General features: G+C 37.7%; 32 protein-coding genes and 1 pseudogene. 1 reads left to right on the top strand and 32 read right to left on the bottom strand.

From position 1 onward, the window contains the following. Positions 1–5: 5 nt before the first annotated feature. The 3 genes from aroE to nrdR are packed head-to-tail and all read right to left on the bottom strand — an operon-like array spanning position 6 to position 1,850. Positions 6–872 (bottom strand): shikimate dehydrogenase, encoded by an 867-nt coding sequence (aroE, locus tag WMO37_RS01520; RefSeq protein ID WP_349154140.1) that lies wholly within the window; start codon positions 870–872, stop codon positions 6–8. Next, positions 859–1,374 carry a YqeG family HAD IIIA-type phosphatase gene (locus tag WMO37_RS01515; RefSeq protein ID WP_349154139.1) on the bottom strand — a complete coding sequence of 172 codons (516 nt, stop codon included), beginning with the start codon at positions 1,372–1,374 and terminating at the stop codon, positions 859–861. Before WMO37_RS01515 ends, aroE begins: the two co-directional genes overlap by 14 nt. Before the next feature lie 29 nt (positions 1,375–1,403). After that, positions 1,404–1,850, bottom strand: a complete 447-nt coding sequence (gene nrdR, locus WMO37_RS01510) for a transcriptional regulator NrdR (RefSeq protein WP_349154138.1) — start codon at positions 1,848–1,850, stop codon at positions 1,404–1,406. 147 nt (positions 1,851–1,997) lie between these two features. Between nrdR and WMO37_RS01505 the strand changes: the two are divergent. Continuing rightward, positions 1,998–2,294: pseudogene (locus WMO37_RS01505) on the top strand (sigma-70 family RNA polymerase sigma factor); the annotation flags it as partial. A gap of 8 nt (positions 2,295–2,302) precedes the next feature. Here the strand turns inward: WMO37_RS01505 and WMO37_RS01500 are convergent. The 29 genes from WMO37_RS01500 to WMO37_RS01360 form a co-directional block, all read right to left on the bottom strand. Next, positions 2,303–3,664 carry a recombinase family protein gene (locus WMO37_RS01500; protein WP_349154137.1) on the bottom strand — a complete coding sequence of 454 codons (1,362 nt, stop codon included), beginning with the start codon at positions 3,662–3,664 and terminating at the stop codon, positions 2,303–2,305. A gap of 166 nt (positions 3,665–3,830) precedes the next feature. Further along, positions 3,831–4,040 (bottom strand): LuxR C-terminal-related transcriptional regulator, encoded by a 210-nt coding sequence (locus WMO37_RS01495; RefSeq protein ID WP_349154136.1) that lies wholly within the window; start codon positions 4,038–4,040, stop codon positions 3,831–3,833. Positions 4,041–4,181: 141 nt separating this feature from the next. Next, positions 4,182–4,847: a hypothetical protein gene (locus WMO37_RS01490; protein ID WP_349154135.1), complete on the bottom strand. Its 666-nt coding sequence runs from the start codon at positions 4,845–4,847 to the stop codon at positions 4,182–4,184. A gap of 1 nt (position 4,848) precedes the next feature. Beyond that, complete coding sequence (locus tag WMO37_RS01485) at positions 4,849–5,511, bottom strand: replicative helicase loader/inhibitor (protein WP_349154134.1); 663 nt, start codon at positions 5,509–5,511, stop codon at positions 4,849–4,851. A 16-nt stretch (positions 5,512–5,527) separates the two neighbouring features. After that, a complete protein-coding gene (locus WMO37_RS01480) occupies positions 5,528–6,289 on the bottom strand; it encodes a conserved phage C-terminal domain-containing protein (protein WP_349154133.1) in 762 nt (253 codons plus the stop codon). Between the two features lie 40 nt (positions 6,290–6,329). Then, positions 6,330–6,521 carry a hypothetical protein gene (locus WMO37_RS01475; protein ID WP_349154132.1) on the bottom strand — a complete coding sequence of 64 codons (192 nt, stop codon included), beginning with the start codon at positions 6,519–6,521 and terminating at the stop codon, positions 6,330–6,332. Positions 6,522–6,593: 72 nt separating this feature from the next. Next, the gene (locus WMO37_RS01470; protein WP_349154131.1) at positions 6,594–6,764 is read right to left on the bottom strand and encodes a hypothetical protein; all 171 of its coding nucleotides are present in this window, start codon (positions 6,762–6,764) and stop codon (positions 6,594–6,596) included. A 175-nt stretch (positions 6,765–6,939) separates the two neighbouring features. Next, positions 6,940–7,752 (bottom strand): radical SAM family protein, encoded by an 813-nt coding sequence (locus WMO37_RS01465; protein ID WP_349154130.1) that lies wholly within the window; start codon positions 7,750–7,752, stop codon positions 6,940–6,942. Beyond that, entirely contained in the window at positions 7,742–8,335 is a 594-nt protein-coding gene (locus WMO37_RS01460; RefSeq protein ID WP_349154129.1) for a GIY-YIG nuclease family protein, read from the bottom strand. The genes WMO37_RS01465 and WMO37_RS01460 overlap by 11 nt, the downstream gene beginning before the upstream one ends. Next, entirely contained in the window at positions 8,332–8,670 is a 339-nt protein-coding gene (locus WMO37_RS01455) for a hypothetical protein (RefSeq protein WP_349154128.1), read from the bottom strand. Before WMO37_RS01455 ends, WMO37_RS01460 begins: the two co-directional genes overlap by 4 nt. A 12-nt stretch (positions 8,671–8,682) precedes the next feature. Further along, positions 8,683–9,111, bottom strand: a complete 429-nt coding sequence (locus WMO37_RS01450) for a single-stranded DNA-binding protein (protein WP_349154127.1) — start codon at positions 9,109–9,111, stop codon at positions 8,683–8,685. Next, the gene (locus tag WMO37_RS01445; protein WP_349154126.1) at positions 9,112–9,576 is read right to left on the bottom strand and encodes a DUF1653 domain-containing protein; all 465 of its coding nucleotides are present in this window, start codon (positions 9,574–9,576) and stop codon (positions 9,112–9,114) included. It lies immediately after the preceding gene. 1 nt (position 9,577) lies between these two features. Continuing rightward, positions 9,578–9,985 carry a YopX family protein gene (locus WMO37_RS01440; protein WP_349154125.1) on the bottom strand — a complete coding sequence of 136 codons (408 nt, stop codon included), beginning with the start codon at positions 9,983–9,985 and terminating at the stop codon, positions 9,578–9,580. 8 nt (positions 9,986–9,993) lie between these two features. Then, complete coding sequence (locus WMO37_RS01435; protein WP_349154124.1) at positions 9,994–10,377, bottom strand: hypothetical protein; 384 nt, start codon at positions 10,375–10,377, stop codon at positions 9,994–9,996. Continuing rightward, positions 10,361–10,780 carry a hypothetical protein gene (locus WMO37_RS01430; RefSeq protein WP_349154123.1) on the bottom strand — a complete coding sequence of 140 codons (420 nt, stop codon included), beginning with the start codon at positions 10,778–10,780 and terminating at the stop codon, positions 10,361–10,363. Before WMO37_RS01430 ends, WMO37_RS01435 begins: the two co-directional genes overlap by 17 nt. Before the next feature lie 102 nt (positions 10,781–10,882). Further along, positions 10,883–11,056, bottom strand: coding sequence for a hypothetical protein (locus tag WMO37_RS01425; protein WP_349154122.1), 174 nt, complete (start codon positions 11,054–11,056; stop codon positions 10,883–10,885). Between the two features lie 161 nt (positions 11,057–11,217). Then, the gene (locus tag WMO37_RS01420; protein ID WP_349154121.1) at positions 11,218–11,946 is read right to left on the bottom strand and encodes an MBL fold metallo-hydrolase; all 729 of its coding nucleotides are present in this window, start codon (positions 11,944–11,946) and stop codon (positions 11,218–11,220) included. After that, complete coding sequence (locus WMO37_RS01415) at positions 11,936–12,112, bottom strand: hypothetical protein (RefSeq protein ID WP_349154120.1); 177 nt, start codon at positions 12,110–12,112, stop codon at positions 11,936–11,938. The genes WMO37_RS01420 and WMO37_RS01415 overlap by 11 nt, the downstream gene beginning before the upstream one ends. Before the next feature lie 17 nt (positions 12,113–12,129). Next, complete coding sequence (locus WMO37_RS01410; RefSeq protein WP_349154119.1) at positions 12,130–12,258, bottom strand: hypothetical protein; 129 nt, start codon at positions 12,256–12,258, stop codon at positions 12,130–12,132. Between the two features lie 2 nt (positions 12,259–12,260). Beyond that, positions 12,261–12,626: a hypothetical protein gene (locus WMO37_RS01405; protein ID WP_349154118.1), complete on the bottom strand. Its 366-nt coding sequence runs from the start codon at positions 12,624–12,626 to the stop codon at positions 12,261–12,263. Continuing rightward, positions 12,623–13,012: a YkgJ family cysteine cluster protein gene (locus WMO37_RS01400; RefSeq protein ID WP_349154117.1), complete on the bottom strand. Its 390-nt coding sequence runs from the start codon at positions 13,010–13,012 to the stop codon at positions 12,623–12,625. The genes WMO37_RS01405 and WMO37_RS01400 overlap by 4 nt, the downstream gene beginning before the upstream one ends. A gap of 4 nt (positions 13,013–13,016) precedes the next feature. Next, a complete protein-coding gene (locus WMO37_RS01395; RefSeq protein WP_349154116.1) occupies positions 13,017–13,898 on the bottom strand; it encodes a recombinase RecT in 882 nt (293 codons plus the stop codon). A gap of 67 nt (positions 13,899–13,965) precedes the next feature. Next, positions 13,966–14,337 carry a four helix bundle protein gene (locus WMO37_RS01390; RefSeq protein ID WP_349154115.1) on the bottom strand — a complete coding sequence of 124 codons (372 nt, stop codon included), beginning with the start codon at positions 14,335–14,337 and terminating at the stop codon, positions 13,966–13,968. A 3-nt stretch (positions 14,338–14,340) separates the two neighbouring features. Beyond that, entirely contained in the window at positions 14,341–14,946 is a 606-nt protein-coding gene (locus tag WMO37_RS01385; protein ID WP_349154114.1) for a hypothetical protein, read from the bottom strand. Positions 14,947–14,952: 6 nt separating this feature from the next. Beyond that, positions 14,953–15,558: a DUF6273 domain-containing protein gene (locus WMO37_RS01380; protein WP_349154113.1), complete on the bottom strand. Its 606-nt coding sequence runs from the start codon at positions 15,556–15,558 to the stop codon at positions 14,953–14,955. Beyond that, on the bottom strand, positions 15,559–15,873 hold the full coding sequence (locus WMO37_RS01375) for a hypothetical protein (protein WP_349154112.1): 315 nt from the start codon (positions 15,871–15,873) through the stop codon (positions 15,559–15,561). It lies immediately after the preceding gene. A 1-nt stretch (position 15,874) separates the two neighbouring features. After that, a complete protein-coding gene (locus WMO37_RS01370; RefSeq protein ID WP_349154111.1) occupies positions 15,875–17,800 on the bottom strand; it encodes an AAA family ATPase in 1,926 nt (641 codons plus the stop codon). After that, positions 17,790–17,984, bottom strand: a complete 195-nt coding sequence (locus WMO37_RS01365; protein ID WP_349154110.1) for a hypothetical protein — start codon at positions 17,982–17,984, stop codon at positions 17,790–17,792. The genes WMO37_RS01370 and WMO37_RS01365 overlap by 11 nt, the downstream gene beginning before the upstream one ends. After that, entirely contained in the window at positions 17,971–18,564 is a 594-nt protein-coding gene (locus WMO37_RS01360; protein ID WP_349154109.1) for a single-stranded DNA-binding protein, read from the bottom strand. The genes WMO37_RS01365 and WMO37_RS01360 overlap by 14 nt, the downstream gene beginning before the upstream one ends.

The raw sequence follows: 18,564 nt of genomic DNA, 5'->3' as shown, positions 1-18,564 counted from the left end.
GCTTTCTATCCCAGCTTCTTCTGCATATTTTCATATACTTTCCGGATATTTTCTTTACTTACTTTCATATCATTCCAAAGTTCAAATGCACTGACTCCCTGATATAACAGCATTTTCAAGCCGTTATAAGCAGGCTTGCCCTGTGCCTTCATCAGCTTCATAAATTTTGTTTCTGCCGGATTATAGATAATGTCCACACCTACAGCCGCTCTCTTATAAAAATCCTCATCCTCTATGACTGCATCATCACAATTCGGATATAAACCGACACTGGTTGTCTGAATGACCACATAATTTTCCCCGGTCAGCTTTCCGTAATCCGAAAGCTTCATGGCATATGCCGCCTTTGACTGCAAATGGCGGTTTACATCCTCTGCAATCACTGCCGCTTTTTCTTCCGTGCGGTTTAAAATGGCAACTTCTTTTGCGCCTTTGCTGACACATAAAAAGGCAATAGCTCTTGCCGCGCCGCCTGCACCGAGTAAAATCACAGGACTGTCCTTTAACTCAACCTGTTCTTCTTCCAGTTCGCGCTCCAGTCCTAAAATATCTGTATTATAGCCTTTATAGCCGTGTTCCGTGCGCACCAGCGTATTGACCGCACCAATCGCTTCTGCCAGCGGGTCGACACTTTCCAGCGCTCCAATGACTTCCTGTTTATGCGGCACGGTTACATTTAATCCTAAAATGTCTAATGCGTGGGCGCCTTTCACAGCAGTATCAACCGCACCCTTTTCCACCTTAAATGTCGTATAAACCATGTCTATTCCGCACAAATCTGCCAGCGTATTGTGAATGACCGGTGAAATAGAATGTCCTACCGGATTGCCAATCAGTCCGCATACTCTTGTTGTTCCTTTAATTTCTCCCATATCTTTTCCTTTCTTGCTTCTTATAAAAATGCAGGACAATTTTTTCCAGATACCGCTTTAATACAATCTGAATCTCCTCATGCTTATCAATCGGCTTGACGAGAATTGTCATCATGCCTGCGCGGTTTGCCCCCCAGACATCCGTGAACAACTGGTCACCGACAAAAAATGTCGTATTGGCATCTGTCTTCATACATTCCATAGCTTTAATATAATTCTTTGGGGACGGTTTTTTCGCATCACTGACATATTTTGAATGAACCGCCTCTGCCAGCGGTCTGACACGCGGCTCTTTATTATTGGAAATGATACAGGTATCGTATCCTGTCTTTCTTAACCGTTCAAACAGCGCTACCGCCCGCTCCGTCACCGGTGCGCCGTGTTCTACAAGGGTATTGTCCACATCAAAAACAATCCCCCTGTATCCTTTTTTATAAAGTTCCTCATACGGAATCTCATATGCCGAATCCACGTAGTCATCGGGATAAAATCTTTTTAACACAAAAATCTCCATTTCTAAAATAATCTGTTTTATTTTAAAATCTTCTGAATCTCCGCCATAAAGGTATTGACATCTTTAAATTCACGGTAGACGGAAGCAAAGCGTACATACGCCACCTCGTCCAAATCTTTTAATTTCTCCATAACGATTTCTCCAATCACCTTGGCAGGAATTTCTTTTTCTCCCATATTATAAATCTGCGTTTCAATTTCATCAACCATTGCATTAATCCGGGTCAGCGACACCGGGCGCTTATGACAGGAACGCACAATACCGGCTGTCAGTTTTTCCCTGTCGTAAGGTTCTCTGTTGTTGTCTTTTTTTATCACTATTAACGGCATGGACTCCACTTTTTCATAGGTCGTAAAACGCTTGCCACAGGCATCACACTGGCGGCGTCTGCGGATAGCGCTGTCATCTGTCGGCCTGGAATCTATAACCTTTGTATTATCTTTACCACAAAACGGACATTTCAAAACCGTTACCTCCAAACATAAAAATATACATTTATTTTAATGAAATATCTGTCTGCGGTCAATACAAAATTGGATATTCTTAGCAGTATAAATGAACGCCAGCAGGCAATCCTTAATGATGAAATACATTTTTTAAGGAGGACTAACGTGGCTGGTTATAAAGTTGAAATCTGCGGTGTAAATACCGCTGCTCTCCCACTCTTAAAAACGGAGGAAAAAGAATTGCTGTTAAAAAAAATCAAAAATGGGGATACACAGGCACGCGAGCGTTTTATTAACGGAAATCTGCGCCTTGTTTTAAGCATTGTTCAGCGTTTTTCACAAAGCAGTGAAAATATTGACGATTTATTCCAGATTGGCTGTGTCGGCATGATTAAAGCAATTGATAATTTTGATATTTCACAGGGCGTACAATTCTCAACCTACGCCGTTCCCGTAGCATTAAGTATATGCTAAAAATTCTTTAACTGAATTTCAACATTTCCATTGACTATAATAACTTTATCTATTATAGTTTTCAGTATGAAATTTTTTTGTTTCTTGTCGATGTTGTCCCAAACATCGGCAAGTTTTTTTATGTTCTGATAAGTAAATTCTTTCTTTTGTGTATTAATGGCATTTTTACTTTCTACAGAAATATCTTCTTTTGTCTTTGAAATTTGCGATTCTAAATCTTTTATCATTTCCAAGACAGTATCATTGCCGTCTGCATATAAGCTATATAGACGTTTAAGCTTTGTTTGTTCTCGCTCAAGTTGTGATTGCATAATTTCAAGCTTTGTTTCTTTTGCTTTTGGTTTGTAAGAAGACAAATTGAGTGAAATTTTAAGTATTTCATCAGTAACTTGCTTTTCTATATCGTCGGCCCATTCAAGAGAATTATTGCAGTTCGGATTGTAATTCGGAAGATATTTCAAGCCTTTATTTCTTGAACAGCAATATATCTTGTGATTCCCATTACTCCACTTTTGATAACGCATTTTACAACCGCACACTCCGCAATAGCACAAACCTGTGAGTAAATTCGGTTCAGTAAAGCAACTTATTTTTGCAGAGCACCTTGATTTTCTCAATTCTTGAGCAAGTTCAAATCTATCTTTATCAAAAATCGGTTTATGCTTGCCTTGATAGATATTGCCTTTGTATGGTATCATGCCAATATTTACAACTCCGGTAAGCACTTTTCGCGTAACTAATTCAGATTTGAAGCCACATATTTCTTTAATTTTCGCGTCTGAATAGCCGGAAATAAACAATTCCAAGGCTTTCCTTGCCTGTTCTGCTCTTTCCTGGATAGGAATTAATATTCCTTGTTCTTTATCATACCGATAACAGTAAGGCGTATTGCCGCCACCCCACCAGTAGCCTTGCTTAATACGTTCAAGCATACCGCCGCGCATACGCAACATCATTGTGTTTTTGTCGAGTTGTGCAAATACTGCCATCATCTGTGTGTATGCCTGTTCCATAGGGCTGTCATAACTAATGCTGTCATGTACACATTTAAACGCAACATTATTGCTTTGGAATACTTTTTCGATGATGTAAATTCCGTCAACCATGCTTCGGGAAATACGGTCAAGCTTAAATGCAACAACGCAATTTACTTTTTTGCGGCTACAATCAGTAATCAGCCTTTGCAATTCCGGGCGATTCATATTTGAACCCGTATATCCTTCATCAACATACCAATCAGCTATTATCAATTCATTTTTTCTGCAATAGTTTTCAATATCGCGCTTTTGGCTTTCAAGTCCGTTACCTTCTTCTGCCTGTTTCTCTGTCGATACTCTCATATAAGCAACACATTTCATAGTATATATCCTCCTAAAGTATAAAATGTGCCGCATTTATCACGATACAGCACATTTTACACATCTAAAATTTACTTGTCAATTATCTCTGCAATCATTTTAACGATACTGTCCGGCAATGTTAATTCTTCCATGTCTACATTTTTACCATTTTGAGTAACATTAATCATAAAATATCCTCCAATCGCTTAATTTTTTGCTTGATTTTAATAACTTTTCGATTAACAGTTCTTTCACAAAGTGATACCCGAATTGCTATCTGTGTTATAGTGTTCCCTTTTGAAAGCAATTTAAAAATTCTTTCTTCTTCATCTGTAAAATTGGCATTTTCAATGATTTTTTCAAGCTCCGGCTTAGTCAATTCTGAAATTTTCATAAGCCGTTTCCTTTCAATTATTTGTTTTTGCGCTCCGGGCATTTACCAGTACGGTTTTTACAACCGTAAATTGCCGCACCTTGCTTATTTGTGCCTAAATAAAACTTATGCTTGCATTTATCACAGCCTTTGTCAGTTGCACTATTTATGTTCATTTTTAGCACCTCGATTCCATTTAAAAACTATGTTATTGTCCTGCCGCCAGTATGTATTATCATGTGGGCTTTTTAATCCATTTTCACGGAATTTATCCCAACACGATTGGCACAACTGCCCTGTTTCACGGTCTATAGGATTGCCGCAGTGGTAGCATAGATTATTAGCTTTGCGATACTCTTTTATATCTATTTTGTCGTAATATTGCTTTTTATGCGCTTGAGCGTTCTTTTTTAAGCATACTGCACATTTGGCTTTAGGCTTTGCCGCTGGACGTTTACCACAACGGGTACAAATACCTTGTTCTTTTCGTTGCTGGTACAGCGCCCGCTGCTGTTTTTTGAATCTCTCATTGTATTGTTTTTGTTTTTCATCGGATATGGGATTGTTTGCGCGGTACATAGCTTTTCTTGCCAAACATTCCGGGCAAATATGCTCATCACCGAATAACTTGTTTTTTTTGCACTCCGGGCAAATCCCGTTTTGCTTGCACCACTCACGAACTTCTCTCGAATATTCGTTTGATTTTTTTAAACAATTAGTGCAATAATGCCCGATTCTGTCGAGTGGCTTGCCGCAACGTGGACACAACCCATTGTCCTTGCGCCTTTTGTAACAATTATGACTAATTTCTTTTTGCGTTAATGCCATTTTATTTCCTCAAATTGTCCTTTAAAACTTCAAACTCTTTCGGCGGTTCTGAATATGCTTCTACGTCTTCTGTATCGCTCATAGACGGCTTATTCTTGTCCGAAAGAAAATTTGTATTATTTTGGTATTTTTGCTCGATTTGAGCCTTTAGTGAATTTTGATTTACTTTTTCGATAAGTTTCTGAATTTCTGCCGGCACTCTTTTAATTTCTTCTGTCCGGCTTGTAACGCTTCTGTAAGTTTTGATAAAATTGGACTGTATTACGGTTTCAATCGCTTTGTAATCGGACGTTGCCCAATTTCTTAGATTGTCGGGATTCCCAACAGCTTCTTGAACGGTCGGCGGAAGCCTTGAAAACTCCTCAGCTGCACCATATGTGCCATTCCGCAATGCTTTACTCACTAAACTCCATGCTTCCATTTCATTCAATTCCTGCGGCTGTGAAATCATTTGTATTTTTGCTATCAGCTCTCCTATACTCGGCGCAAATCCGCTTGTATCCGATGTTACGTAAGCTTTTAACGCAACCGAAATTTGATTGTAGTTGTAATCCTCTAACATCATGCACCACACGTCAACCGTTTCCGAAATATTGTTCGGCTTATAATTCGGATAGCTGTCGCACATAATCCGAATGATTTTGACTGTTTCTTCTCTTGTCAATCATTGCCACCTGCCTTTACACATTGTCCCAATCAATAGTACCCTTGCTAAAATTTTTATTAGGTACTATATTTTGGTTCAAATAATTTTCAAATTTTGTTCCGAACAAGGTTTCCGGTCGCAAATATTTTTCCATATCCGTACCCAACCATTCGGCCGCCTTTTTGTCTATTACCTCGTAAAAATCAGATTCTTTATACCCGTCTTCTATCCTTGCGTGTATATGCCGTTTTGTTGCCTGCGCATTGTATCGGTATTTAGTATTACATCTTTTATTCAAGTAGTCGATAACATTCATATACACCACGTTGTTTCCCTTTTCATTTGCATTGTCGGGCAAATTGGTATCAGATGTTTCTTCAATGCTGTGGTCTAATAATGGCGTGTCATTTCTGATTGAATCAACAATATCATTAACGTATTTTCTGAATTTTTCAGATTTAATCCGTTTTGCCGCACTCAATACTCCTGCAAGAACTTTTTCCGATTTATTCCAATTGTATTTGTACCACCGCAATATCAGTATCTCTTTCGTATTTGAATCGTATTTTATAACATTATGTACTTTGTCGAACCGCTCAAGAAGCCTTACGATAGTGTCTTTGCTATAGCCTGTATGTCTTGCCATTTGCGAAAAATTCACTTCGTAGCACCCGCAGATATTCGTCTGTGGATTAGTTAAAATGTACATGTAAAAATACTTGTCTTCCGGTGTAAAATCGTCTTCAACTTTGCTATCCGTCCAAAATGCCAATTGGACATTTCGATATATTGCCATATTATCGCCCCTTATCTGTTATTCAAGTTCCGTTGCTTCGTTACTTTACTAAATCATTAATATTGATTCTAAATCCGTCAAATGACTTGCCACCGCTTCGGTTATATTCTGCGGTATCAAAAAACATCAAATTTTCCTCTCTGTCAGTTGCCATGCTTACACCGTTCCGTGTAAGGCTGGATTTTAACAGGTCAAGTAAGATTTGTATTTCGTGTTTTGTATCATCTGTCATAATCGGCTTTCCTTTCTTAAAAAATCAGTTATTTCAAACTGTCCATTTTTTGTCATGTCATATCCTTTCCTATCACTCAAATGCCCAGCATATCAGTGATATAGCCGCAACTACAAGCAGAAATGTAATAATCTGATGAAAATATACGGAAATCATCAATTTGCAAATCACAAATGTTCCTGTGGCAAACATTATTACGACTAAACCTCTTACGATTCCTTTTATTATGCTTTTGATTTTCATTTGCATTAATCCTCTCCAATTGGTGTGTCTGATTTCATCAAAATTTCTACAATTTCCTGTATCAAGTAGAATCTGCTCATGCGCCGATGACAGCCGTCACACTTGTCTTTCGGGCATTTGTATGTGCGTTTGTAAGCTCTGCACTGGTTATCTTTCAACTAAATCACCTACTTTCTTATCTCCAATTAGTTCCAATAGTTCCATCAGGATGAATAATAATATTTGAGTATCCATCTTTATAATCATTGTTTCTCTGCTGCCACATATCTCCTAATGTTAATCTTGCATGTTTTCCCATATAATCAAATGTAGCATATACAAAGAAATCACCAATCCTAAATGTATGAATATCAATATCATCATCATTCTGTAAATCATTCCATATATCCACTGAATAATCTTTCTTTTCGAGACCGCTTAAAAATCTGAATGAAAAATTATCAGCTTCCATCTGCATAAATTCCTTAATATATTCAATCGTTGGATTTTCAACTACTGTTTGGACTGTACAATTAGGGAAATCAATAGGGCTTTTATGCACATAATCGTTATATGATAAGTTGATATGTGCTAATCCGTTAAGCTCCTTTGAATATCCAGTTGTATTGATTGAGCAAAACACATTATTACTATGTTTTCTGTATGTATCAATAATTTCTGATACATGGCTAGGATATAACCCCGGCTCACCGCCTGTGATTGAAAATCTTGCGTTCGGATGTTCTGACAACACCATTTTTAATGCTTCAATCTGTGCCTTAAAATCATTTTCGCCCTGCATAGGGTTCTTCCTCTCTAAACAGAATGGACAGTTATAAGGACATTCCTGTGTTAATATCAACTGTACATTTATTCGATAATATAGAGGTCTGCCAAGGAACGTTTTATCTGTTCTATTCGCAAGCCTGTACTGTAAATCGTTTTGCATTTCAGCTCTTATATCATCGTAAGAATTAAAATGCGGTATTTTGTGCAACTTACTGCTCATCACTTTCACCCACTTTCAATAAATCCATAAACTTCTCATACTGCTTCTGCGACACCTTGTTACACCTCTTGTCTTCTCTGATTTCGATTTTGAGGTGTTTTTCTGCAATGTGTGACAGTTCCTTTGCAAGATTCTTTCTGCCCTGCTGTATGCCGTCACGGTAGCCTTTAGACGGCTTGTAATCATCAATCTGTGCCTTGCCCTCGCCCTGCGAACCGCTTGTTTTATTTCGCAACTGATAACCATAATCGGCATATGCTTTGATATAATGCTGTTCCTGTTTATCCAGTTCCGACTTAGGAAAATGCAGAAATCCTATCTTCCAGCCACAAGGATTGCTTTTTGAGTACAATTTGTGCTTTTTGAGTGAAAGGTCAATATGTTGGTATCCGACAAGGTGCTGTGCAAGCCTTGTCAGAATATGTACAGCCTGCCCGATATAGGCATACTTGAATCCGTTTTCATCAATTCGTGTCAAAAAGTATATGCCGCTCTCCTCGTCAAGTTTTGGATTGACTTCTAATAAGCGTTTTTTATTGTTCTGTTCAATCGCTTTTGCCTGCCTAATGCTTTGATAATTCAAATTTCATCACTCCAATCAATTTTTTGACCGCACTCATTGCAGTAATTACATTTCCTTTGGTCGTGTGAATGGTTTTGAGACCGATTATATCTCTGTCCGACAAACCAACCGCAAATAGGGCATACCCAATCTTGCCATTTTGTTACTTTGTATTCTCCGTGTCCATTTTCATAATCAACAAAACTCCCGTTTTCTCCATTTTTTAAAATAGGTTTCATTGGTATCTGCTTTTCAAGCGCCCATACTGCAAGTTCAGACGCTTCTCTTGATATGTTACTTCCAAATGGCATATCAATATTCTGATGAAACTCTTTAATTGCTTCACTCTCTTTCATACTCACACCTCTTTAATTAAATGGTAATCCCTCATCTTCCACTCCGTCTGGGATACTCATAAATCCATTGCTGTCAACATTACTGTTCGGCTGAATTATGCCGCTACTCTGCTGATTCTGTTTGCTTTCGCAGAACTCCTGTTCTTCAACAACTACATCAGTCGTGTAAACTCTCTGACCGTCTTTGTTCGTATAACTTCCAGTCTGAATCCTGCCGCTGATTGCAATTTTTATTCCCTTAAAGAAATATTTTTCGGCAAATTCTCCCGATTTTCCAAACGCAATGCAATTAATAAAATCTGCATTCTGCTCGCCCTCTTTTTTGAATTTACGGTCAACAGCTAATGTGTACCTTGCTACCGCCATACTTCCGCTTGCCGTCTGTGAATATCTTACCTCCGGCTCTCTAGTCAGCCTGCCACATAAAATTACACGATTCATCTATTTTTCCTCGCTTTCTGCTAATTCAAATCTGTATTTCTGTTCTGCATTAGGATATTTCTCCTTGTCAACCTCGCTCATAAACATTTCAAGAGGTCTGTTCCAGATATGTCCCTCATGTTCATATACAACTGATATTTCTTCTGTTTCTGTGTGCCTTGAAATACCGATAATAGTAACAATCTTGCCAATCTTGAAATGCTTATATTTCTCGCCTTTCTGCGGAATAGGTCGGTCAAAATTATAAGCACTATCACAAAAACTTTTAAAATGCCTTGTGAGTAACGCAAGGTCACAGTTCGGCTTATCTTCGCCATCAAGATTAAATTCTTCCGACTGTTCGATATGTAACTGTTGCCAGTTTTCAGCATATCCCACATTACTTATGTCATCATATATATCTTCTAGCGAGATATTCTCACGATTGGAAACTAAATAACCACTAAATCTAAATATTCTTGCCATATTATTTCTCACTTTCTAACAAATCTTTATTGTCAAAAATGTTGCCAATAACTTCAATTTTTTCTTTCCATGGAAAAGTCGGCGAATAATTAGGATTGTCTATCCAGCGAATAAGGAACGCTGTGTTGGCAATATCGTATTCAATTATACCGATTGTAGGTTCTCCTGCCTTAGGCTTATCAGTTCTTTTTACAATATCATTTTCGTACATCATATTTCCGTTTTTATCTTTTAGTCCTGTACATTGGCATACTGTACGTTCGTCAACTTCATCGATAGTAATAAAATTCAATATGTGGTCGTATTCTGTAACGATATAAGGCATGCCAGTAAAAGTGTGAATCAAATTTCCGATAGCCCATTCGTTGGTATCTTTTCGCTTTGTTTTGAATAAATATCTATCTTCCATATTCTCTCCTATTCCGCTTCTGATTGAAGCCATTCAAACCAATCAGTAAGCATTGGTAAATCGTTGCCATTTAATGCTAAATCGTGAACAGCTAGAAACTCCGCCAACTCTTCATCCGACATATTCCTTATTCTGTCGGCATTGGTCTTTCTGCTATCACATCTGCAACAAGGCTCATTATCTCTTGGATTGCTGTTGCGTTGGCAGTTGCAAGAAGTTTTTTCTTCGCTATCATCAAATGCTTTTAAAAACATTTCAGCAATTTCTTTCTCGTATCTACCACACATACCTTTGCAATCAATATCTGCAATAACCCTTGAAAATAAATCTTTGAATTTGTCAACAATATAATCTCCTGTGAAATCTTTAGGGACGTCAATTACTACTTTCATTTTCTCTACCTCTCAATTCTTTCAGTTTTGCTTCTGCTTCGGATTCTGTGAGGAATACTGAAATTCCTAAGTATCCACTATGGCTTTTGAGAGTGTTATCATCATATCGAACAACTAGCAAAGGTTTTCTACTCATATGATATGTTTCCTCTAATACAAAGCCTTTTCGTACTTCAAAATCCACAATGCAGTACGCTTCAAGCGGTATCTTGATTAGCTTTCCCTGTTTCTCTAGCTGCTGATATTCCTTGGATTTTTCAAGCCATTCAGCTAACTGTTCATGGTCTTTTGCGACTTTAATGCAAGCTGTATTCATGGGATTACTGCTCTCAAAAAAGCTCGCACGATATTTATATTCTTCTGCTTTTTCTTTCGCACGTTTTATAAAATCATCGATATTCATTTCTACTCCTTTCTAAATTTCCTTTATCGTCCACAATCCAATATTCAGTACTCCAAGTATTAGTTAGTGGGTCGTAGACTTTTCTACCTTTAATCATGTTTTCTAGTTTCCTTTCGGATTTTGATTTTCAATCCCTATAAGTACCGTAGGATAAAATGTTGCAAACGTTTTATCCACAATTTCATTAATGTTAAACGTATCATTGCTATATGTACATTCAACCTCTGCATTAGGATTGTATCTGCTTAATTCTTCGATTAATTCTTTGACTTTCATGCTTGTTTACTCCTTTCTGAATCAAACAAAATTTTGACTTTGCAACCTATATTTTTGTAGTTCTCAATAGCGATATCGCTTAAATAAAGGTGACAATCAAAATTATATTTTCCACCAATCACATGGCAAAATTTAAGATGTTTTAACATTTAATCTCCTTTCTAAAACGGGCATTCATTCGGATTTTTTAGAATCCATTCTTTATTGGCTTCTGCAACACTCACATTTGACCCATAAGCAACCTTTTTCATCTTCTCAATAAAACTATCTCTATCAGAATTTTCACCTGATAGATGGCACATTATGACGTTCTGCAAGCTGTCTGAATGATTTGCTTTAACAAAATCGCAAGCTGTGTCAATGGATAAGTGACCTCTGAAAACGTGATTAGCTTTGCCTGTGTTATCCCTGTCGATTAAATCCTTGTCATAATTCACACCTAAGAGAATGTGGTTTATGTCTTTAAACTTCCACTTGATTAATTCGCAATCGGTTATGTAAAGCATTCTCCCCATTTCCTTGTGAGTAATCAGAAATCCGAATATCGGGCAAGGTGTTCCGTCTGCATTGGTATGTGTCCAGCTTCCGTCTATTGTTGTTAGGTCAAATGCCTGTACTCTAAAATCTCCATTACCAATTTTCATAGGTTTTTCGCTTATGTATGGGGCAAATACTGGTATTCCCATAGCTTCAAAATCCTTTACTGACTTGCTGTGGTCTGAATGAACGTGGCTGACTATGCAGCCAACCACATTTCTTATGTTCCAATCCAAGCCTTTCTTGATTTCCTTAATTGAGATTCCACAATCAAGGATAAGTGTTTCTTCATTGTCGGAAGTTAAGGTATAGCAGTTCCCTGTACTTCCTGTTGCTATACATTTAAGTTTCATTCCTTAATTTTTCTGCATCCTCTCTTAACATTATTTTGAATTTTCCACCACACTCACAAACAGCTTTTGTGTCATAAACATTCCAATTTTCGTTAGAACGTGATTCATCTTTTTGCTGTGGCTTTCCGCACGATTCGCACGCAATTATTATTGGATTTTGTTTCATATTTACATTTCACTCCTTTAATACTTAATATTCATATTTCCGTGTTCATTTACCCAGTTCCTTATTCTCTCTGCCGTCATTAAAACCTTGATATTCAGCGGTAATGCCTGCCATTGGTATAATTCTTGCATTGTGTGTTTTGCCATAATCACACCTCGATTTCATCATCCTGTGGAAACTGAAAATAGTAATTGCTTGAAAAACTGACATCTGCATTAACTTTATTGCAAAGTAGAATATCGCCAATTCCTAATTTTTCTCCAAACTCCTGTGGTGTTAAGTTAGGGATTTTGTCTACATTTAATTTTGGCTTTCCTGCGTATGCTTCTCTCAGCATTTCCATAGCCTTAATTGCCTTTTCTTTAGTGGAATATTCAGCCAACGCAATGTCATTAATCAAGCCTTCTACTCCTGTTAAATTACGGTTCAAGAAATAAATAGCATTTCTGAACTTCTGAATAACTACCATTTCATAAGGAACATCTATTGTTCCGTCCTGTGATATTACTCTCATTTAAAAAACTCCTTTCTGACATCAACTGTCTTACACTTTAATTTGTAACCCCAATCATCAATCGGTGGTCTTTTACTCGGACAACAGATAAACTCTCTGCAAATCCTAGGTCTGACTGAATAAATCTCGTGTTTTTCTTTTGACTTATCATCATTAAGGAACGGACAAGTCATATCCATTGTTGGTGTAGCTGTCGGATAATTATGCCTGTGTTCCTTAATGCGGTGCTTCTTTATGTGCTTGTGGATTGTTGTAATTTCATCTTCTGTCATAGGAAGTAAGTTACTGCAACAATTGCCACATTGAGTACATTCTCCGTTGCAAGTCAAGTCATAAGTGCCATTATTCATATCAGCCATCATCTGTTCTAAACTTGCTGATTTCATAGGCTTACTCCTGCATAAATGGCGGTAATGCACTATCTTCTTCCTGTTCTTCGGTTACTTCTGTGGCTGTGGTGTCGATAATGTCTGATTCGTCAAAATCTACTGTGTTTGCGTTCTGCTCAATATCGTATGCAACATCCTGTTCAAGCATTTCATCGTGGCTGATTTCCTCGTAATCCTCATTTTCATTACCACTATGAGAATTATTGATATATTTAAGAAGTCTATTTTTAACAGTTTTCATAGCCATCTGGTCAGCAAATTTCTGATGGGCGCCGTCCCCATTCTCTTTGTACCCATATCCCTGCTTCCAAGCTTGCTTAATCTGCGCAATGGTCATAACTTCTGATATTTTCTCTCCGTCATCCATAACAGCTACTGCATAAGCACCCACAATCTTGTCATTGTCGATATTCTCAAAACTCTGTTCGTGGCAATCAATAATTGTCTTTGCATCCTCTTTGTGGTACTTGAACACATCTCCCTTGTAAATGACCGCTGCATTAATGTCTTTAAGTCCAAATCTCCTTGCTATACAAGTGTTTCCATACACTGACTTCTGACACTGTAGCTTACCGCCATAAGCAACCGGGTAGCACTGTTTTTTCTGCATTGAAAGTCCGTTCGTAACCATTTCAACAAGTGCATTTTCAATACTTGCCCTTGTGCAACTCTGCAATACAGGCTTTTTGTTCATATCTACTGTGTCCTGCAAAATCAGCATTGCCGACATAAACTCGTTTGTGTAGTTGTAATCTTTAGGGAATGTTAAGCCAAATTTCTCTTTTTGCTTAATTTTAACAACCATTCCCTCTGTAAAATCTTTTGCCACAAGCTCTCTGCTTTCAGCTTCTTTCTTTTCTGCAACCGCTGTATTCTCTGCCATTATCTCTATTCCTCTCTTTCTAATAATTTTTTTACATATAAATCCATTGAACGACACCTATAATGTTTTATCTTCCTCTGTCTTTGGTTCTCCAAGCAATCGCCATATGTTTAATGTCAGAAACCATCTTAGACCAGTATTCCATACTCTTAATATTGATGATATTCAGCTTCATTGATAACTCAATATAAAATAGCAATTCATCGCAATGTGTTATTGCTTTGGTCTGCAACTCTAACCGTTCTCTGCGATATAATTTCAAGTCTGTCCGATTGGCTCCATACAAATATTTATAGATTTTAAGTGATTTATTCTGCATTTTATCTACCAATGAAAATCTGTATTTTTTCGGGTATCGGTTACAATTTGAAGTTATCCTCAAAGTATGTTCTGCCAGTTCTTTTGCTTTTAAAATAACTTTTAAATCTGTTTCTGCCATTTACTAATCCTCTGATTCAAAGAGTTCAGATGAAAAGATACAAAAAGGGCGAACACCGTAGAGGCAGCCACAGTAGTCGTCGTCGATAAAGCCGGACGACGAAACAACGGTAACGTAATATTCACAGTCATTACGCTTTGTGCTCCATGGTGTTGCAAGCCACCACCAATCGTTAGTATTCGGGATAAAGCTTCTGTACTTGCGGTAGTTATCTACGGTCAATAAAGATACTGTGTCTTCGCAGTTTCCATATTCATCTTGACCGTCAAGTGAAAGAAGATTGCGGTTAAATGCAATAATATTTTCTTCTCCTATTTCATTAGTAATCTTTTCGATAAATTCTGTGTTGAGATATTCTCTCAACTGACTTCCAACCCAATTATTTGATTCACTATCAAATTTCATTGAATCCTCTAATCTGTCAGCAAGGCACATATATCCTTTATCTGTAATATCAAGGATTGTCCATGTAAGCCCAGCAAGTTTAAATGTATCTCCTGCGCTTAATCCGGCTGGAATCTTTCTTGTTTTTTCAACTGCTTTTAAAACAGCAACTTCATTTCTTAATTCATTAATCTGCTCTTGTAAACTTTTCATTGTCAATGTCATAATCAATCATTCTCCTTTCGATACAAAGATATTAGATTTTAAGATACAAAAAGGGCGAACACCGCCGCCGCTGTAACAGCTGCTGTAGTCGAAATTGCCGGACGGCGAAACAACGGAAATTGTACGCTTCCAACCCCTGTCAGCCGTAGACCAAGGCGTACAAGTCCACCACCAATCGTCTAAATCTTTATTAACAAGCAAATTGTTATACTTTCTTGCTTCGTCAAATGTTATCGGTCTTACCTTGCAATAACAAGGCTTAAATTCATCTTGCATATCAACAGATGTTAAGCTAACTGCCTGTTTAATAATGTTGCCTGCTCCAATCTCTGATTCAATGACCGGTTGGATGTTTTCTTCAATAACTCTTTTAAGATTAGATTTGTTGTAATCTCTTGTATTGCTGTCAAAAACAATATCCTTTGCCATAAAGCTTTTAGATATTACATTTGTCGTGCCACTGCAACCGTTCTGCTCAAGAACGATAAAATCATGTTCTCCGATTTTAAACGTTTCTCCCGGCTGTAATTCTGATAACTGTACCTTACTATCCTTTTCTGCTTCTTCTAACTTTCTCACAAGCTCTCTTGCAAGTTCCAATTCTCTACTCATTTAATTTTCCTCACTTTCATTGATAATTCTCAATACATTTTCGGCGTTTTCTAATCTTTCTTTTTGCAGTCTAATCGTTGCTTCGCCCATTTCCTTGAATTTATTTTTTGCATATTCAAAGTTAGGTTCTGTCAAGATTATTCTGCCGTTAATAATCAGCCCTATATCCTGCTTTCTTATACGGCTGGTATACCCTGTACCATATGAATCACACATATATGTTTTTGGAGTTTCTCGTGCTTCAACCTTTTCTATATGTATTCCTTTTGGTCTATTGCTAAAAAAAGTATTTAATGTGTAAACATATAAATTCATGTTATACCTCCACAATTTCCAATCTATCGCCGTCATTCACAATCAGCATAATCAACTGGCTGTCAACCATGCCTGCTACCCGTTTCTGATTGTCGGTTGACAGGCTTTCACTGTCGTCCAGGAAAATCGGACAGCTAATACTGCTAATTTTCTGAATTGACTTGCAAATATCAACTCTACCCAAAATTCGGTTGCCCTTGTTTGACACGGTCGTAAGAATCGACTTGCCGTCAATTTTCGGAATGCAAACTGATTTGTAATTTCCATTCTTAGCCAGTTCAAACAACTGCCATTCAACTAATTCAAAATGGCTGTTAATAGCTTCTGACAGCGTTTTATTCTTTGCTTTGTCCAATTCTTCAAGCAAGGCAAGTATCTTTTCTGCGTTCGCCTTGTTCTGTTCAGAATCAAGCCTTGTTTTCTTCAATTCTTCAAGCCGCTGTTCATCTGCGGAAGTATCGGATTTAGCAATCTGATTCTCGCAGTCAGACAACTGCTGTCTTAAATCCGTTTCCTGTGCCTTTAATTCTACCTTAATTGCCGAAATGTCATTGGCCTTGTGCATAGCCTGTTCTTTTTCAGCAATCTGCTTTTCAAGTGACTTGTATTCCTCTGAACCTGTTACATCAATTTCAACTGGAAGTGCCGCTAATTGGCTTTCAAGGTCTTTTAACTTCGCTTCCTGTTCTTTTTTTTCGGATTCGTGTGCGGCAATTTCTTCATTCAATTTAGCAACAGATTCTCTTTCTGAATCCACAAGAAATTTAATCTTGTTGCCCCTTTCAGCTTCGCTTTCAAGTGCCGAAGCCTTTTTAGATTCAAAGTTTTTAATAAGCAATTCAACTTTGTCTGCCGGCAACTCCTGTCCGCACATCTGACAAATTTTTTCATTTTCGTCAAACTGCATTTCATGTAATTTCGTCCACGTCCCCCTAGCTTCCTGCAATTCAAGCGTGTATCTGCCAATAACTGCATTGGCTTTTTCGATTTCATCATTAGCTGTTTTAATGCTTCTTGAAATTTCATCAATCTTACGCTTGACGTCAACGATTTCATCATCAATCCGTCTTCTCTGTTTGAAATTTTCTTCATTTGCCTTGCGACCCATGTCATTCAGTTCAAATTTAAGATTGATAATATCGGTACTTGCCTTATCATATCCGGATAACAGCTTATCATTGTCAGTCTGCTTTGCTACACAATCGGCAATCTGCTCTTTAAGGCTGTTCTTCTGTAATTCAAGGTCAGATGTATCAATAGCCTGTTTGAGCTGAATATCTCTTTCCTTCTCCTTAATCTGTCCGTCAAGAATAGGCAAATCCTTTGTAATTTTGGTCTTGGTAGCCTTATTCATAGCCAATAATTCCTCTGCCGCATATTTGCCTAACAATGGAACTAACTCGGCTAATTCGGTCTGCTGGCGTGCTACATCAATATCAGAAACGTCCTCTACTAAATCAAATAAATATTCTCTCATGTCTGCCGGTTTCTGATTAAGAAATGCGTTCACATTACTACACATCTTAAACACGTTCATATCAACGCCAAGATACGCGTTGAAATCCTTTAATGTCTTAGGAACATCATTGATGAAATACTTGTTATCGTCTTTATAACTGCTGCCATCCTTACTGTAGGTACGCTTCTGCACTTTCTTCATAGTTATTTCTTTTCCGTCAACGTCAAGTGTAAGTTCAACGCTTGTGTCCATATCATCAACGGACTTTCCGCCTACTTCCCGGCGCACAACCGGATTATCTTTTAATTCATAATCGCAGTTAAACATGCACCACTTATATGCTGCAGCAATACTGGATTTTCCTTTGCCGTTCATTGCGAAAATTTTTGTTAAATCAAAGAAGTTAAATTCTTCATGCGCATAACACATGAAATTTTCTACGATAATTTTTAACAGCTTAATCCTCATCCCATTCCACCTTGTCCCTTTCTTTTTCAATTTTTTGGGCTTCAAACTCATTTCCCAAAATTCTGTACATGTCCACCAGTGATATGTACTTATCCGCTTTTGTTTTGCTCAAAAGCACTTGAACTCTTGTTTCTGTGTCCAAAAGTGCTTCATACCGTTTCTTCGAAATCTTAATCTTCGCCATTTTCGGAATCCCCCTCTCGTAAATTATTGATTGACAATTCGTAGGCTGTCTTGATTTCTTCTGTGCCGTCTTCATACCTTTTCAGATATTCACGGCTTTGTAATCTGCCGGTACAAGAGATTTTTTCACCCACATTCATAAGCCCTGCCTTAACAGCTTTTCTTCCCCATGCAACGCACGGGATATAATCTGATTTGCCGTACTTCCGGTTACTTGCTACCAGTAAGTCAGTAATTTTTCTGTTCAGCGGCGTTTCACGGAAAATTGGTTCACGACAGATATATCCGTCCAGTTCCGCAAAATTTCCGTCTTTTCCCGGATACTCTGTAACGTCTTTTGCAAAAACAAAGATGTGGCAGTGACCGTCATAGTTCATTGTTCGGATTTCTCCGAAAATTTTAACTTGTTCATCTTCCTTAATATTTTTAAGGAAAATTTCTGAAAATGTAACGTTGAGTGTGTCCGGGACACCACTTGTCCTCACACTTGTAATCTGTGTTGAGTAGAATTTTTCACCATGGTTTTCGTGAGAGAAAACCGGTTCTTTTGTTACTTTCCCACTTATTTCAATTTTGTTCAT

The sequence above is a fragment of the Lachnospira intestinalis genome, from assembly GCF_040095895.1.
GTDB lineage: Bacteria > Bacillota > Clostridia > Lachnospirales > Lachnospiraceae > Lachnospira > Lachnospira intestinalis.
This window is presented reverse-complemented; position numbering and strand designations above follow the sequence as displayed.

Coding starts and splice junctions, on each gene's coding strand:
- WMO37_RS01450 (WP_349154127.1), bottom strand. CDS start 9,111: ATGAATCGTGTAATTTTATGTGGCAGGCTGACTAGAGAGCCGGAGGTA.
- WMO37_RS01480 (WP_349154133.1), bottom strand. CDS start 6,289: ATGGCAATATATCGAAATGTCCAATTGGCATTTTGGACGGATAGCAAA.
- WMO37_RS01390 (WP_349154115.1), bottom strand. CDS start 14,337: ATGGCAGAAACAGATTTAAAAGTTATTTTAAAAGCAAAAGAACTGGCA.
- WMO37_RS01380 (WP_349154113.1), bottom strand. CDS start 15,558: ATGAGTAGAGAATTGGAACTTGCAAGAGAGCTTGTGAGAAAGTTAGAA.
- WMO37_RS01495 (WP_349154136.1), bottom strand. CDS start 4,040: ATGAAAATTTCAGAATTGACTAAGCCGGAGCTTGAAAAAATCATTGAA.
- aroE (WP_349154140.1), bottom strand. CDS start 872: ATGGGAGAAATTAAAGGAACAACAAGAGTATGCGGACTGATTGGCAAT.
- WMO37_RS01360 (WP_349154109.1), bottom strand. CDS start 18,564: ATGAACAAAATTGAAATAAGTGGGAAAGTAACAAAAGAACCGGTTTTC.
- WMO37_RS01445 (WP_349154126.1), bottom strand. CDS start 9,576: ATGGCAAGAATATTTAGATTTAGTGGTTATTTAGTTTCCAATCGTGAG.
- WMO37_RS01455 (WP_349154128.1), bottom strand. CDS start 8,670: ATGAAAGAGAGTGAAGCAATTAAAGAGTTTCATCAGAATATTGATATG.
- WMO37_RS01470 (WP_349154131.1), bottom strand. CDS start 6,764: ATGAAAATCAAAAGCATAATAAAAGGAATCGTAAGAGGTTTAGTCGTA.
- WMO37_RS01410 (WP_349154119.1), bottom strand. CDS start 12,258: ATGGCAAAACACACAATGCAAGAATTATACCAATGGCAGGCATTACCG.
- WMO37_RS01420 (WP_349154121.1), bottom strand. CDS start 11,946: ATGAAACTTAAATGTATAGCAACAGGAAGTACAGGGAACTGCTATACC.
- WMO37_RS01405 (WP_349154118.1), bottom strand. CDS start 12,626: ATGAGAGTAATATCACAGGACGGAACAATAGATGTTCCTTATGAAATG.
- WMO37_RS01490 (WP_349154135.1), bottom strand. CDS start 4,847: ATGGCATTAACGCAAAAAGAAATTAGTCATAATTGTTACAAAAGGCGC.
- WMO37_RS01395 (WP_349154116.1), bottom strand. CDS start 13,898: ATGGCAGAGAATACAGCGGTTGCAGAAAAGAAAGAAGCTGAAAGCAGA.
- WMO37_RS01435 (WP_349154124.1), bottom strand. CDS start 10,377: ATGAAAGTAGTAATTGACGTCCCTAAAGATTTCACAGGAGATTATATT.
- WMO37_RS01440 (WP_349154125.1), bottom strand. CDS start 9,985: ATGGAAGATAGATATTTATTCAAAACAAAGCGAAAAGATACCAACGAA.
- WMO37_RS01365 (WP_349154110.1), bottom strand. CDS start 17,984: ATGGCGAAGATTAAGATTTCGAAGAAACGGTATGAAGCACTTTTGGAC.
- WMO37_RS01500 (WP_349154137.1), bottom strand. CDS start 3,664: ATGAAATGTGTTGCTTATATGAGAGTATCGACAGAGAAACAGGCAGAA.
- WMO37_RS01370 (WP_349154111.1), bottom strand. CDS start 17,800: ATGAGGATTAAGCTGTTAAAAATTATCGTAGAAAATTTCATGTGTTAT.
- WMO37_RS01415 (WP_349154120.1), bottom strand. CDS start 12,112: ATGAAACAAAATCCAATAATAATTGCGTGCGAATCGTGCGGAAAGCCA.
- WMO37_RS01375 (WP_349154112.1), bottom strand. CDS start 15,873: ATGAATTTATATGTTTACACATTAAATACTTTTTTTAGCAATAGACCA.
- WMO37_RS01475 (WP_349154132.1), bottom strand. CDS start 6,521: ATGACAGATGATACAAAACACGAAATACAAATCTTACTTGACCTGTTA.
- WMO37_RS01465 (WP_349154130.1), bottom strand. CDS start 7,752: ATGAGCAGTAAGTTGCACAAAATACCGCATTTTAATTCTTACGATGAT.
- WMO37_RS01400 (WP_349154117.1), bottom strand. CDS start 13,012: ATGAAATCAGCAAGTTTAGAACAGATGATGGCTGATATGAATAATGGC.
- WMO37_RS01425 (WP_349154122.1), bottom strand. CDS start 11,056: ATGAAAGTCAAAGAATTAATCGAAGAATTAAGCAGATACAATCCTAAT.
- WMO37_RS01385 (WP_349154114.1), bottom strand. CDS start 14,946: ATGACATTGACAATGAAAAGTTTACAAGAGCAGATTAATGAATTAAGA.
- WMO37_RS01430 (WP_349154123.1), bottom strand. CDS start 10,780: ATGAATATCGATGATTTTATAAAACGTGCGAAAGAAAAAGCAGAAGAA.